12 protein-coding genes and 1 pseudogene are annotated in these 14,483 nt (G+C 69.9%); 7 read left to right on the top strand and 6 right to left on the bottom strand.

Features of this window, described 5'->3' with window-relative positions:
* Nucleotides 1-323 precede the first annotated feature (323 nt).
* A complete protein-coding gene (locus tag Q0938_RS12865; RefSeq protein ID WP_299362957.1) occupies nt 324-740 on the top strand; it encodes a DUF6484 domain-containing protein in 417 nt (138 codons plus the stop codon).
* Nucleotides 740-1,084: a hypothetical protein gene (locus tag Q0938_RS12860; protein ID WP_299362954.1), complete on the top strand. Its 345-nt coding sequence runs from the start codon at nt 740-742 to the stop codon at nt 1,082-1,084. Before Q0938_RS12865 ends, Q0938_RS12860 begins: the two co-directional genes overlap by 1 nt.
* 88 nt (nt 1,085-1,172) lie before the next feature.
* On the opposite strand, the pseudogene Q0938_RS19420 reads toward Q0938_RS12860, so the two are convergent.
* The 6 genes and pseudogenes from Q0938_RS19420 to tssH all read right to left on the bottom strand — a co-directional run.
* Nucleotides 1,173-1,412 (bottom strand): annotated as a pseudogene (locus Q0938_RS19420) (GDP-mannose 4,6-dehydratase); the annotation flags it as partial.
* On the bottom strand, nt 1,409-2,257 hold the full coding sequence (locus Q0938_RS12855; RefSeq protein WP_299362952.1) for a hypothetical protein: 849 nt from the start codon (nt 2,255-2,257) through the stop codon (nt 1,409-1,411). The pseudogene Q0938_RS19420 and the gene Q0938_RS12855, both read right to left, overlap by 4 nt.
* The gene (locus tag Q0938_RS12850; protein ID WP_299362950.1) at nt 2,254-3,255 is read right to left on the bottom strand and encodes a DUF4150 domain-containing protein; all 1,002 of its coding nucleotides are present in this window, start codon (nt 3,253-3,255) and stop codon (nt 2,254-2,256) included. The genes Q0938_RS12855 and Q0938_RS12850 overlap by 4 nt, the downstream gene beginning before the upstream one ends.
* The gene (locus tag Q0938_RS12845) at nt 3,252-4,316 is read right to left on the bottom strand and encodes a 3-oxoacyl-ACP synthase (protein ID WP_299362949.1); all 1,065 of its coding nucleotides are present in this window, start codon (nt 4,314-4,316) and stop codon (nt 3,252-3,254) included. Before Q0938_RS12845 ends, Q0938_RS12850 begins: the two co-directional genes overlap by 4 nt.
* Complete coding sequence (locus Q0938_RS12840) at nt 4,313-5,422, bottom strand: DUF2169 domain-containing protein (protein ID WP_299362947.1); 1,110 nt, start codon at nt 5,420-5,422, stop codon at nt 4,313-4,315. Before Q0938_RS12840 ends, Q0938_RS12845 begins: the two co-directional genes overlap by 4 nt.
* 9 nt (nt 5,423-5,431) lie before the next feature.
* Nucleotides 5,432-8,215 (bottom strand): type VI secretion system ATPase TssH, encoded by a 2,784-nt coding sequence (tssH, locus tag Q0938_RS12835; protein WP_299363119.1) that lies wholly within the window; start codon nt 8,213-8,215, stop codon nt 5,432-5,434.
* A gap of 196 nt (nt 8,216-8,411) precedes the next feature.
* Between tssH and Q0938_RS12830 the strand changes: the two genes are divergently transcribed.
* The 5 genes from Q0938_RS12830 to Q0938_RS12810 all read left to right on the top strand — a co-directional run bounded on the left by Q0938_RS12830 (nt 8,412) and on the right by Q0938_RS12810 (nt 14,480).
* Entirely contained in the window at nt 8,412-10,541 is a 2,130-nt protein-coding gene (locus tag Q0938_RS12830) for a serine/threonine-protein kinase (protein ID WP_299362945.1), read from the top strand.
* Nucleotides 10,542-10,654: 113 nt separating this feature from the next.
* Nucleotides 10,655-11,758, top strand: a complete 1,104-nt coding sequence (locus Q0938_RS12825; protein WP_299362943.1) for a type VI secretion system ImpA family N-terminal domain-containing protein — start codon at nt 10,655-10,657, stop codon at nt 11,756-11,758.
* A 54-nt stretch (nt 11,759-11,812) separates the two neighbouring features.
* Complete coding sequence (tssB, locus tag Q0938_RS12820) at nt 11,813-12,352, top strand: type VI secretion system contractile sheath small subunit (RefSeq protein ID WP_299362941.1); 540 nt, start codon at nt 11,813-11,815, stop codon at nt 12,350-12,352.
* Nucleotides 12,353-12,355: 3 nt separating this feature from the next.
* The gene (gene tssC / locus Q0938_RS12815; RefSeq protein WP_299362938.1) at nt 12,356-13,867 is read left to right on the top strand and encodes a type VI secretion system contractile sheath large subunit; all 1,512 of its coding nucleotides are present in this window, start codon (nt 12,356-12,358) and stop codon (nt 13,865-13,867) included.
* Between the two features lie 121 nt (nt 13,868-13,988).
* A complete protein-coding gene (locus Q0938_RS12810; protein ID WP_299362936.1) occupies nt 13,989-14,480 on the top strand; it encodes a type VI secretion system tube protein Hcp in 492 nt (163 codons plus the stop codon).
* Nucleotides 14,481-14,483: the final 3 nt, after the last annotated feature.

Genomic DNA, 14,483 nt, shown 5'->3' with positions numbered 1-14,483 from the left:
CTTCCCGGACCGGGCGAAAGGACCGCCGCGATGGAATTCCGGCGCGAAGGTCTACCGCCGGGCGGCGTGGTCGACGATGGCGGGCGGCCAGCGTGCAACTGGCTGCGCCGGCAGCCCTGTCTCCCGCAGGCATTTGTCGATGGGCCGGCACCGGCAGGACGGGGGGCGTCTTCGAGCCGCAGTCGGATCGCCGCGACGCCGCTTCGCGGCGAACGCTCCTGCCGGTGCGATTGTCGACGGGCATCCTCCACCGCGCCGCATCGCGCGTGAAAACCGCCCCGCCTCGTGCTATGATTGCATTCGCCGGACGGGGAGGGCGCGGCATGATCGGCGAGGCGATCCGGGACGGTGTGGTGATCGGGATGCTGCTGGGGCTGGAGGACGGCCGCCCGCTGGTCGTCTTTGCCGGCAACCCCTCGGCCCAGGCGATCCCCGCCCGCAGCCTGGTGCGCTTCGAGCCCGCGGATATCGGGGCCGAGCTGGCGCTGCTGTTCGAGGACGGCGACATGGCCCGGCCGTTGGTGATCGGCCGCATCGTCGGCCCCGTCCCGCAGGGTCCGTCCGTGGTCCGCGATGGCGAGCCGCTGCGGATCACCGCAGGGCAGCGGCTGGAACTGCGCTGCGGCAAGGCGTCGATCGTGATGGAGGCGGACGGCCACGTCACCATCCGCGGGACGTATCTGGTCAGCCATGCCTCGGCCTCGAACCGGATCCGGGGCGGCTCGATCAACCTGAACTGATGTATCCGCCCGCCCCCGTCCTGCCCGAGATCCTGCGCCAGCACGCCGAGCAGGCGGCATTCCTGTGGACGGTCTATGACCGCGCGATGCTGTTCCCCGAGGAGAACCCGGAAATGGACGCGCTGCGCATCGCCCGGCTGCTGGAGCGGCTGGAGGCGCATCTGGACGGGCTGCGGGTGGCGGGTGCCGAGGGGCTGCGGGTGGCGGAGGAACGCTGGGCGGAGTACCCGGAGGCGGGGGAGCTGTTCGTGGTGCGGATGCTGCAGCCCGGGGCCGAGGGGCTGCGGGTGGCGGGGTTGGATCTAGACCGGGTGCGGGCGTATTTGGCGTCGGCTTCGGCTTGAGACCGGCCACGAAGCGGAGTGGGGCAATCGTAGGAAAGTTTCTGGAACGCGTTGGTACAAGTCGCGCCGGGAACGGCTCAAGCAGGTTGTAGGTACCGGTGACGTTCGTTTCGATGAACGCACCGGGGCCGTCGATCGACCGGTCAACATGGCTTTCCGCTGCCACATGCATTACCGCGTCGGGCTGGTGCATGGCAAACACGCGGTCCAGCGCGGCGCGGTCACGGATGTCGGCCTGTTCGAACGCGTAAAGCGGCGCCACGATCGTGATGATCCGCTTCTGTCCGGCATGTTGGGCCGACCTCTGGCGGTCGGACCGGCCTGTCAGACCTGGATCTGCGTGAGGAAGTCGCGGTCGAAAGGCACCCTGCGCCGCTCGCCATCGCGATAAATGGTGAAGGCGTCGAGGCCGCCTGCGGCGATGGCGGACTCAGTCTGGGCGATGCAATAGCTGGGCACATCCGAGATGTCGGTCAGCGCAGCCGCGCCGATGCGCTTGATACCCTTTGTGCCCGCGCAGACGTAGAAGCTGTCGTTACGCCAGATCGCGTCGTAGAAGTCGGTGCCCTCGGCGATCACCTCGACGACCGCGCCTTTCTTCTTCATCAGGATGCCACGGCCGCTGACGAGGAGGTCGCCCGAGGGTGACAGGCAGAGCGATGTCAGGAAGCAGTTCGTTTGCAGGTCGGTGACATCGACGCGCCGGTCGGAATTCATCTCAAAGTATAAGCCGCGCGCGCCGCAGCCATGGACGATCCCGCCCGCGCCGGGCAGGCAATAAAGGATGTCGCGGTCGATGCGGGTGGGCACGCTAGAGGGTCGGCGATCGGCAGAGAGAAGCGCGACGGCGCCGTCCAAGCCGACGACGACGATCCCCCCGTCTGGCAGCAGCTTGAAATCGGTGATGCAGCCGACGGTCAAATGGTAATGCTCGTCAGCGTCGGCGCTGGTCATATAAATCGAATCGTCCCACTGCGACGCCCAAACGGCCTCCTTTCCGATAATCGCGAACCGCTTGATCCAGTTCTCAAAAATGAACATCAGGCTGATCGCGCCGGTTTCGATATCGTAACCGAAGATGCGCGATTCGAACTCCTCGCCTTCCTTGTGCGTGGTTAGTACGTAAAGCTCGCGGTCGTTCAGGAACTCGAGCCCGATGCAGCTGTGTATCATGTCCTGTCCAATATGGCTTTGGGCACGACGCCCGGAACACGGCAGGTCTTCTTCTCAAGCGCGGCGGGGCCGATCCCCATCTGGCTCTCGAACACGGCGTCAATCAAGTCACTGATGCAGTCGTATTCGGTGGACGGATTGTCAATCTTGCCACTCGCCACCATCGCGTCCATCGAATCTTGCTTGGCTTCCGCGAACGTGAGGCTTCGCCGGCCGGCCGCCTGATGTGCCGCGGCCTGCTGCTTCTGCTTTGTGGTCTTGAGGTCGTGCGCGGTGCCGTTGCCTGTCTGCTCCTCAAGGCAGATCGCGGGAGCCGCGCCGCAGCGGTAGCCCTCGCGCGAGTCGTTTGAGCCCCAGCCGCGTCGGTAGTGATTGCGCGAGCCCGGAACGACCTTCGGCAGCCCGGTCGTGGCCGAAATGCGTTCGATCCGTTGTCCAGTGGTGAAGTACGCGTTCTGCATGATGTGGTCCGACTCTTCGTTCGCGCTACAGGCGCTTGTCTTGTCACCGTGCTTATGAACCTTAAGGTCAATGAAAATCTGCTCGCAGCGCGCCCAAACGACATCGACCTTGGCTAAGTGCGGCCAAGGGCAAGTATTACCCGCCGGAGAGGCATGGTTGTTCGTCGCGAGGTCCGACATCCGGATCACCGGCTCGCCGTCGAACTTCACGTCGTTGGACCAGGAGTTGAAATACTCCTTCCCGGTGTTCTTCGAGGTGATGACGCCCTTCTTGGCCGCGCAGCCCGCCTCGGTCCCCGACGTCTTCGTCAGGTCGGACTTGTTCTTGATGTTGACTGTCTTGCCGCCGATGAAGACCGTTCCGGTCCCGTCCTCGGTGTCGGAGGCGAAGCCGAAGCTCGGGTAGGGCACCGGCACGCCCGGTGGGGTCGCCGGGTTCTCGGGCGGGGTGAAGCAGGTGTCGGGGAAGGCGGCAATGGTCTTCGCGTCCACGGCCTTGCCGCTGATCTCGAGGCCGTTGGCGAACACGTTGCTCATCGCGCCGCCTCCGCGCGGAAGCGGTCCTCGACCGAGACACGCCGCGCCGGGCCGCGGGCCTCGTGCAGGACCGCCGCCCCGCAGGCCCCGTCGTCACCCGAGGCCTCGATCAGCACCGGCGAGCCCGGCGCATAGCCCTTGCGCGCGGCGGCCAGCGCCATGCCCAGCATCGCCGGCACCACCGCCGCGCCGATGTTGCCCAAGCTCTCGGCCGGGCTCCACAGGTCCTGGAAGGCGGTGCGGCCGCGTTCCAGCCGCAGCGTCATCAGCGCGGCCTGCCGGAAGAAATGCTGTTCGCCGGGCAGGTCCGAGATGCGGTACTCGACATGGGCGAGGTCGGTTTCCGCCTCGGCCAGCGCGGTGCGATAGGCGGCCGCCATGCCGTCGCCGCGCAGCGGCAGGTCCTCGCCCCCCGCATCCGCGCCATTGCCCAGGTATGCCGCCTCGCGCGCCAGGCCCAGCCCGGTCAGCCGCAGCGGCCCGCCCGCGCCCAGCAGCACCGCCGCCGCCGCCTCGCCGGGGATGAACCCGTCGGCGTTGCCGTCCTGCAGCAGCCGCGCCTGCCCCGCGTAGCGGGCGATCGCCGGCCCGGTCAGGTAACTGTCGAGGCCCAGCACCACCACCTGCCCGGCCTGCCCGGCCGCGAGCATCCGCCGCGCCCGGCCCAACGCGACAAAGCCCGAGGGACGCCCGTGCTGGACCACATGCGCGCTCCGTTCGGGCAGGCCCAGGATCGCGGCCAGGCTGCGCAGCAGGGCGGCGGGGTCGACGACCGGGCGGCCGGGGCGGGAGTCCTCGGCCAGGCACAGGATCAGCGCGGCGTCGCGCGCGCCGGGGTCCTGGCGCAGGATGTCGGCCAGGGCGCCGGCGGCTAGATGCGCCATGCGGCGGGGCCCGATCCAGTTGCGCGGCAGCGGCACCGGGGCGCCGATCCGCCAGCCGCCCGCGGCGACGAACCGGGTTTCGGCGAAACCGTCCAGACGGGCGCGGATCGCCGCGGCGGATGCGGCCCAGTCCAGCCCGACGGCCGTGACCATCCCCGCCGCCCGGACGCCGATCACGGCGCGGCCTCCGCGTCCTCCGGGGCGTCGTCGGTCAGGCCGGGCAGCCGCAGATAGCCGCGGCCCTCGCGCTCGGCGCGCAGCATGGCGGCGGTCGGGGCGCCGATCCAGGCGCGGGAGAATTCGGCAAGGGTGCGGCGGACCGGGACCGAGACGCGCCAGACCAGCATGAAGACGCGCGCCTCGGCGTCGAACAGCAGGGTGTCGGGCAGCACCTGGGCGTCGAGGCAGACCTCGGCGCCGCGCCAGATGCGGATCGGCAGGCGGGTATCGGGCAGCCGGAACGCCTCGCGGCCGCGCGGGGTCAGATGCACCAGCACGACAGGGGTGAACGGCGCCGGCGGGGCGATCTGCTGATCGGGCGGCGCCATCTGGTAGTAGCGCTCGTCGAAGTCGGGGGGCAGGAACGGCGCGGTCTCGGCCAGCCACGCGTCGTCATAGGTGCCGCCGAAGGGCAGCCGCAGCGGCCAGCCACGCCCATAGGGGCCCAGCGCCACCGGCCGGTAGCTGCGATAGGGCGACGTCACCCCCTCGCCCGGCGCCTCGGTGTTGGGCAGCGCCAGACCGGCGGGATCGCCGCCCCGGGGGGTGGCGAAGCCCAGCCCCACCGGGTTCGCCGCATAGACCGGCACGTCGGGGCCGGGCGGGCGGCTGCGGTCGGGGCCGCCAAAGGCGGTGTCATAGGAAAACGGCATCCGCGTGAAGGGATAGGGCCGGGTGGCGGTGATCGCGGGGCCCAGGGTGCGCCATTGCCGCTGGCCCACCACGTCCAGCTGCTTGGACCAGGCCCCGACGGCAAGGCCCACGCGCAGCCGCTCGACCGCGCGGCCGCCCGGCGCATGGGCGGCACCGTTCAGCACCACGTCGCACAGCGGCTTGCGAAAGGCGAAATCGCTTTCCCACAGCGGCGCGGAAAACCCGGGCGCCCCGGTATATTCGTCGGCCATGACCAGCGGCCGCGGCGCGTCCAGCGGCAGCGGCGGGTCGCTTTCGCGGTCGGGGAACGCGAAGCTGCCCTTGACGGTCAGGGTGACGAAGCTGCGGCCGGCCACGTCCATGCCCGCCCCCGTCTGGTGGGGAAAGCGGGTCTGGTCCAGGACCTGCACGGCATCGCCTCAGTCGAACGCGTAGGCGAACCCGTCGGGCCCGCCGGTGACCGTGACCCGGCCGATGGTCTGCCCCTCCAGCCGGGCCTCCAGCACCCGGCGGCTGAGTTCGGGCAGCAGGGTTCCCGTCAGGATCGCGTCGATCATCCGCCCGCCCGATTCCACCTCGGTGCAGCGTGCGCGGATCTGCGCCATCACGCCGTCGCCGATGACCAGCTCGGCCCCATGCGCGGCCGACAGGCGGCGGGCGACGGCGCGCAGCTTGTGGCTGGCAATGGTCTCGATCATCGCGTCCGACAGCGGCAGATAGGGGATCGTCACCAGCCGCCCCAGCAGCGCCGGGGGAAAGACCTTCAGCAGCGGCGGGCGCAGCGCCGCCGACAGCCGGTCGATCCCGACCGGCACCTGGCCCGCATCGGTCAGCGCCATGATCTCGTCGGTCCCGACATTCGAGGTCATCAGAATCAGCGTGTTGCGGAAATCGATGCGGCGCCCCTCGCTGTCGTCCAGCGTGCCCTTGTCGAACACCTGGAAGAAGATCTCGTGCACGTCGGGATGGGCCTTTTCCACCTCGTCGAGCAGGATCACCGCGTAGGGACGGCGGCGCACCGCCTCGGTCAGCACCCCGCCCTTGCCATAGCCCACGTAGCCGGGCGGCGCTCCCTTGAGGGTCGAGACGGTATGCGCCTCTTGGAATTCGCTCATGTTGATCGAGATCAGGTTCTGCTCGCCGCCATAGAGCGCGTCGGCCAGCGCCAGCGCGGTCTCGGTCTTGCCGACGCCCGAGGGCCCGCAGAGCATGAACACGCCGGCCGGCTTTTCCGGGGCGCCAAGGCCCGCCAGCCCGGTCTGGATGCGGCTGGCGATGGCGGTCATCGCATGATCCTGGCCCACCACCCGTTCGGCCAGCACCGCCGCCAGGCCCAGCGCGCGTTCGGTCTGGCTGGCCAGCATCCGGCCGACCGGGATCCCGGTCCAGTCCTGCACGATCGCCCCCACCGCCAGACGGTCCACGGACGGCAGGATCAGCGGCCGCTCGCCCTGCATTCCGGACAGCTCGGCCATCTTCGCACGCAGGCGCGCCAGAAGCGGGGCGGGGTCTGGCGCGGCGAGCCCGGGTGGATCCTCGCTCGCGCTTTCCACGCCGAGATCCGCCGTCGCTGCCGCCGGGTCGGCTGCGTCATCCTCCGCGGGCGGTGCCGGGCCTGACTCGGCCGCCTGATCCGCAGTGGCCTCGTCCAGCGCCACGCCCTCGCCGCGCAGCTCGGCGCGCAGCTGCAGGATCTCGGCGACAAGCGTCTTTTCCGCCTCCCACCGGTCCAGCGCGGCGGCATGGTCCGCCGCCGCGGCGGCGCGGGCCGTGTCGTTGGCGTCCTGCCGTTTCGCGGTGTCGATGCCGATCGCCGCCTCCCGCCCGATGATTCCGGCCTCGATCTCCAGCGCCTGCAGGCGGCGCTGCAGATCCTCCAGCTCGGCGGGGGTGGCGTGCTGGCTGACGGCGACGCGGGCGCAGGCGGTATCGAGCAGGCTGATCGCCTTGTCGGGCAGCTGCCGCGCCGGGATGTAGCGGTGCGACAGCGCCACCGCGGCGCCGATCGCCTCGTCGAGGATCTCGACGCGGTGGTGCTTTTCCAGCACGCCCGCCATCCCGCGCAACATCTCGACGGCGGCCGCCTCGGACGGTTCCTCGATCTTCACCACCTGAAAGCGGCGGGTAAGCGCCGGGTCCTTTTCGATATGCTGCTTGTATTCGGCCCAGGTGGTCGCGGCGACGGTGCGCAGCTCGCCACGCGCCAGCGCGGGCTTCAGCAGGTTGGCGGCGTCGCCGGTGCCGGCCGCGCCCCCCGCGCCGATCAGGGTATGGGCCTCGTCGATGAACAGGATGACGGGCTTGGCCGAGGACTGGACCTCGTCGATCACCGCCTTCAGGCGCTTTTCGAACTCGCCCTTGACGCTGGCGCCGGCCTGCATCAGCCCGATGTCCAGCAGCCACAGGTCGACGGCCGCCAGCTGCGGCGGCACGTCCCCCTGGGCCAGCCGCAGGGCAAACCCCTCGACCACTGCGGTCTTGCCGACCCCCGCCTCGCCGGTGAGGATCGGGTTGTTCTGGCGCCGGCGCATCAGGATGTCGATGATCTGCCGGATTTCCGGGTCGCGGCCGACCACCGGGTCGATCCGGCCGGCGCGCGCGCGTTCAGTCAGGTTGGTCGCGTATCTCGCAAGAGCGCCGTCGGCCGGCCGTGCCTGGGCGGATCCGACCGGCGCATCGGCGGCGAGGGCGGCCCCGGGCACGGCCTCGGCCTCGGCCGAGGACGCGAGGATGTCGGGCAGGTCCGGCGCCATCCGGTCGGGATCGATGCGGCCGAATTCGGGGCTGATGCGCAGCAGCAGCCCTTCCAGCACCGGGGTCTTCAGGCAGGCGATCAGGATATCGCCGGATCGCACCTGATCCGTGCCGCGTTCCAGCGCGGCGCGGGTCCAGCCCTCCTGGATCGCATGGAAGATGTGGTCCGAGAATTCCTCGACCGCCGTGGCCCCGCGCGGCAGTGCGTCCAGCGCGCGGGCGAGATCGCCCTCGAGCCGCGCCGCATCCAGACCCGCGGCCGCCCCGATCAGGGACAGGTCCGAGTCCTGCCGGTCGGCCAGCGCCGCGATGAAATGGGCGAGTTCGACATAGGGGTTGCCGCGCGTCTTGGCGTTCCGGGCCGCGTCGGAAAAGGCGCGCAGGCACAGCGGGTCCAGCCGCGCGACGAGCTCCTTGCGCTTGACGGTCTCTCGCGAGCCCGGGGGGATGGATCGGGACGTCACGGTCGTCATTCTGGCCATCCTTGGACAGGGGGCGAAACATCGACGCGAGGAAACAGGACTTGCGTCCCACGGGGACCGGGAGAACACTGTACTCGCGGAAAGTGTATGTCAGAACCGCTGCCTTCGGAAACACTTTCGCAGGATCCGGAACCCGGGGGCGCAGCGGAAAAGGGTCGTTGTCATGATCCCGTCTCTGCCCGGTGACATCTTCCGCCAGGGTCAGGTGCTGAACAACACCTGGTCGATCGAGGGGGTGCTGGGCCGCGGCGGTACCGGCGAGGTGTATCGCGCCCGCAGCCTCGTCACCGGCCGGGTCGTGGCGATCAAGGCGCTGGCCGCGCAGTTCTCGGATGACGAGGGCTATCTGGAACTGATGCGCCGCGAGGAGGCGATGCGCGACCTCGTCCACGACGCGGTGGTGCGCTACAGCGACTGCTCTCGCACCGACGAGGGGCATGTCTACCTGGTGATGGACTTCATCGACGGGCCGGACCTGTCGGAGGTGATGACCACCCGCCGGCTGACCCCGCGCGAGCTGCTGATCATCGCGCACCGGGTCGCCGAAGGGCTGGCCGTCGCCCACGCGCGCGGCGTGGTGCACCGCGACCTGTCGCCCGACAACATCATCCTGCGTGACGGCCGGGTCGAGGGCGCGACGATCATCGATTTCGGCATCGCCAAGGACACCGCCAGCGGTGCGCGGACGGTGGTCGGCAACCAGTTCGCCGGGAAATACGAATATGCCGCGCCCGAGCAGTTCGAGGCCAGGGCGGTGCCGGCCAGCGACCTCTATGCGCTTGGCGCGACGCTGGCCGCCGCGGCGCGCGGCGAGGTGCCGTTTGCCGGGGCAACGCCGGGCGAGATGATCCGCCGCAAGGCCGAGCCGCTGGACGTGGCCGGGCTGGGCGAACCGCTGTCCGGGCTGATCCTGTGGCTGGCCGCCCCCAAGCTGGAGGATCGCGCCCCCTCGGCCGACGCGGTGCTTGCCCGGCTGGACGCGCTGCTCAAGGGCCGGCCGCAGTCACCCGCCCGGACCCCGGCGCCGCGCAGCCCGGCCCGGGGCCGCGCGACGGCGGCCGCCGAGGCCGGTAAAGGCCGGCGCCGGGGGTGGATGGCCGGACTGGTCGGGCTTGCAGCGATCCTGCTGGTGGCCGTCGGGATTTTTCTGGTCCGGCCGCTTCTCTGGCCGGCGCTGCCGCTGGCCGAGCCGTGGCGACTGGAGGCCAGGTCGGACCCCGCGCCGCAGCTGTCGGGGCACGCGCCCGACACGGCGGCGGCCGACCGGATCGCCACGGCAGCCGCGGCAGCGGCCGGCGGGGCACTGTCGGCGGAGGCGCTGGACGTCGCCCGCGGCATGCCCGCGCCGGGCTGGGCCGCGGCGATGGAGCGGTTGTTTGCGGAACTGGACGGCCTTGAGAATTGGACGGTGTCGACCACGAATCTGGCCGTCGAAATCGCAGGCGATGCGGCCTCGGCCGCGGACCGCGACGCCATCGCGGCGCGGCTGGAGGGCTGGGCGCAGGACTCGGGGATGACCCTGCGGCTGCGGTTGACCGCGCCGGTGCTGCTGACCGCCGCCCAGATCGATGACGTCCTGGCCCGCCACGCGACCTGCGGCCCGCTGACCAGCGACGCCCCCGCGACGGGGCTGCCCGAACCGGGTGCGGTGACGGTCGCCGGGACCCTGCCCGACGCGGCCAGCGCGGCGGCGATGGCCGAAGCGCTGCGCGCCATCCTGGGCGAGCGGGCCCTGCGGCTGCAGATCGAGACGCTGAACCCCGACCTCTGCCAGATCAGGGCGGCGATGGCCGGGCTGCCGGACGGCGGCGTGACGCTCCGCCTCAGCGAGGGGTCGCGGCCCGAGCCGTCGCTGACCGGAATCTACCGTCCCGGCGACAATCCCGTGGTCGACGTGCTGATCCCGGCCGCACTGGCGGCCACGCCAGGGGCCGAGCTGTGGGTGGCCCTCGCGGTGACCGGAGAAGTCTACAACCTGCTGCCCAACGAACACGACGGCGAGGTCCGGCTCGACCGCATCGGCCAGGCCGAGGGCGCGGTCCGCATCGTCCGGGTGCTGTGGCCGGCGGATGCGCCGGGCGTGGGCCGGGGCAGGTTCGCGTTCCGCGCCAATGACAGCGACTTCGGCAAGGCCGGCGTGTTCATTCTGATCAGCAAGGGCCCGCTTTTCCCCGAGCGGCGCCCCGGTCGGGAATCCGTGGCCTCGTTCGCCGAGGCGGTGGCGGCCCGGCAGGCCGCCCGACCCGATCTCGTGCTGGCGGCCACCTACCGGGTGCTGGACCTGCGCCCCTGAGCCGCCCCGCTTTTGGAAAGCCGCAGGAATTCATTGCGCAAATGGCGCAGTCATGGCATCATTCGCGTGTATCGCGCACTGCATAAACAACCTTTTCGAAAAAGGTTTTTGCTATGTTTCTCGCGCCCCTGTCCGTCCCGGACTCTGCGGGGCTGGATCTTCGCAACGACATGAGGTTCCTCGCGCTCGAGCGCGCGCTGGAAGGCGCCGCGCGCGCGGTCCGGGCGGACCAGCTGGCCCGCGGCAACACCGGCGACGTGGCGCTGGACTGGGCAAAGCTGCTGGACGAGGCGGCGGCGCTGGCCGAGGAGGGGCGCGACCTGCGGCTGCTGGTCACCGCAGCGCGGATCATGACCAACCTGAACGGCGTGGCGGGGCTGGCCGAGGGGCTGAACCTGCTGGCCAGCACCGTGGAGGACTGGTGGGACAACCTGCACCCCGCCCCGCGCGAGGGCAGGTCCGGCCGCGACGCCGCCTTGCGGCGGATCAACGCGCTCTACCAGATCGAGAACGCGGACGCCGGGATACTGGGCGATCTGGAGTTCAACACCCTGCTCAGGCCGCGCGGCCTGCCGGTCGTCTCGGGCGCGGATCTGGCGGCCGGCGCCGTCACCCAGGCGATGCTGACGGCCGAAGGACCGACCGGGCTGTCGGCGGCCGAACAGGAGGAGCGCGCGGCCCGCCACGACGCGCGGGTGGTGCGGGTGATGACCGCCTGCCGGGCATCGCGCGACCTCGACCCCGACGCGGTGGCCGCGCTGGAGACGGGGCTTTCGGCCGCGCTCGAGGCGCTCACCCGGCTCGAGACGGCGCTGGCCGCCCGGATCGGCGACGACCCGCCCACGCGGTTTTCCGCGCTGCGCCAGATGCTGCAGCGGATGCAGGCGACGCTGGCCAGCCCGGCCGCGCAGCTCGCGCCCGCCCCCCCTGTGGAACAGGGCGCAGATGAGGGGATCGGTCCGGCGCAGCTGCCGGCGGGCGGCGCGGCGCCGGGGCTCCCCGCCCGGCTGTCGTCGCGCCGCGAGGTCGAGACATGCCTGGACCTGATCATCGGGTTCTACGAACGCAACGAGCCCGCCTCGCCGCTGCCGCATCTGGCGCGGCGGATGAAGCGCATGGTGCCCATGAACTTCGTCGAGCTGATCGAGGAAATCGCCCCCGGCGGCATGAAGGAGTTCCGCACCATCGCCGGCGTACCCGAGGACAGGAGCCACTGACCCGCCCGGACAGGACCGGCACCGAAACACCGTCGCAGCAAGGAGTAGCCAGCGATGAGCGAGAGCAAGGCCAAGGTCATCGAACGCAATCGCCCGCCGCGGGTGCAGATCTCCTACGAGGTCGAGCATTACGGCAGTCCGACCACGATCGAGCTGCCCTTCGTGATGGGGGTCATGGGGGATCTCGCGGGGCAGTCGACGTCGCACGAGGCGCAGAAGTCGCCGGCGGACCGCAGCTTCGTCGAGGTGGATGCCGGCCGTTTCCCGACCTACATGGAGGCGCTGTCGCCCCGCGTCACCGCCCGCGTCCCCAACCGCCTGCCCGGCAAGCCGGGCGAGGAGGCGCCCGACGAGGAGCTGTTTCTCGACCTGACGTTCCGCGACATGGGCGCCTTCGCCCCGGACCGCATCGCCGAACAGGTCCCCGAACTTGCCGAACTGCTGAAGATGCGGCGCAAGCTGGAGGAGCTGCTGAGCTACATGGACGGCAAGTCCAGCGCCGAAAAGCGCATCGCGCAGCTTCTGAACGATGAACCCCTGCTGGCCCGGATCGCCGAACAGGCGATGAGCGGCGGCGATAAGGCCGAGGGCTGAACCATGGGCGAACAGGAACTCAAGGGCACCGAAACCGCCGCCCCCGCCGAGGCCGTCGACCTGGACGAGTTCGGGGCGCTGCTGGACAAGGATTTCCGCGTCAGGGAGGACGACAGCGAAAAGCTGCGGGAACTTGTCGCCAATCTCGCGGTCGCCGCCCGCGAGAGGGCCGGCAGTGCCGCGATCTCCGGCAACGCGGTGCGCTCGATCAAGTCGCTGATCGCCGGCATCGACCAGCTTCTGACCACCCAGATGAACGAGGTGCTGCACGCCCCCGAGATCCGGCAGATGGAAGGGACATGGCGCGGGCTGCACTATCTGGTGAACAACACCGAAACCGACACGATGCTGAAGATCCGGGTGATGAACATCACCAAGGACGAGCTTGCCGACCAGCTCGAGGATTTCGAAGGGCAGATGTGGGACCAGTCGCCCATGTTCCGCAAGCTCTACACCGAGGAATATTCCAGCTTTGGCGGCGCCCCGTTCGGCACGGTCCTGGGGGCCTATGAATTCAGCCACCACCCCCGCGACGTCGGCCTGCTGCGCAACCTGTCGGCGATCTGTGCGTCGGCCCACGCGCCCTTCATCGCCGCGGCCGCGCCGCGGCTGTTCCGCATGGAAAGCTGGCAGGAACTGCCCAACCCGCAGGACCTGAAGATGGTGACGTCGTCGCCGGACTACGCGGCCTGGCAGAGCCTGCGGGAAAGCGAGGATGCGCGCTATATCGGACTGACGCTGCCCCGGGTGCTGGCCCGGCTGCCCTATGGGCCGGACACGATCCCGGTCAAGGGCTTCGACTTCCTGGAGGAGATCGACGGCAAGCACGACCATTACGTCTGGATGAACGCGGCGTTCCCGATGGGGGTGAACATCAACCGCAGCCACAAGCTCTACGGCTGGGGCAGCCAGATCCGCGGCGTGGAATCCGGCGGCGCGGTCACCAACCTGCCGGTCCACACCTTTCCCAGCGACGACGGGTCGGTGGTGATGAAATGCCCGACCGAGATCGCCATCGACGACCGGCGCGAGCTTGAACTGGCGCGGCTCGGCCTGATGCCGATCCTGCACCGCAAGAACACCGACGTGGCGGCCTTCCTGGGCGCCCAGTCCCTGCAGGATTGCGAGGCGCGGGCCGGACGGCTGGTCGATCCCGATGCGCAGGCCAACGAACGGCTGTCGGCCAACCTGCCCTATCTGCTGCCGGTCTGCCGGTTCGCGCATTACCTCAAGGCGATCGCCCGCGACAAGATCGGCACCTTCAAGGAACGCGCCGACATGGAGGTGTGGCTGTCCGAATGGATCAACCGCTATGTGCTGGCCAACACCGCCATGGCCGATGACAAGGCCAAGGCCCGCCGCCCGCTGGCCAAGGCCGAGGTCAGGGTGGACAGCGTCGAGGGGCGACCCGGCTACTACGCTGCGCGGTTCTACCTGCGCCCGCACTACCAGCTTGAAGGGATCAACGCGTCACTGCGGCTGGTCTCGGAACTGCCCTCGGTCAAGGGGGTGTGACCCTTTGCGCGCGACCTTCCGGCCCGCGCCTCTGGCCTGGCACCGCCGGACCTTCGACGTGGCCCCCGCCGCGGGGACCCGCCACATCTGAACCGCAGCCCGCCGGAACAGGAGAAGTGTGATGGCCTTCACCGGATATCTGAAGATCGAAGGCATCGACGGGGAGTCCCGTCGGGCCGACCACGAGGGGGAGATCGACGTCTGGGGCGTCGGCCTGACCGCCACGCAGAAAAGCTCGGCCGCGACCGGATCGGGCCGGGTGCGCGGGCGCGCGACGGTCAGCGACCTGACGCTGCGCAAGTGGTACGATGCCGCCTCGCCCTACCTCGCGCTCGCCTGCATGCAGGGCAAGGCGTTCAAGGAGATCATCTTCACCGCCCGCAAGGATTCGGGCGAGGCGCATCTGGATTATCTCACGATCACGATGAGCAACTGCCTGATCTCGGGCTACGAGATGGAGCAGGCGTCGCCCACCGAAGACGCAGGCGACATGATCTCGGAAGAGATCGGAATCTCGTTCGAGAAGATCAAGATCAAGTATGTCCTGCAGGCTGACGACCATTCGAAGGGCGACGAGCACGAGGTCGAGTACGACCTGATGGCCGCCAAGTGACGG

The sequence above is a fragment of the uncultured Paracoccus sp. genome (assembly GCF_947496875.1).
Taxonomy (GTDB): domain Bacteria; phylum Pseudomonadota; class Alphaproteobacteria; order Rhodobacterales; family Rhodobacteraceae; genus Paracoccus.
This window is presented reverse-complemented; position numbering and strand designations above follow the sequence as displayed.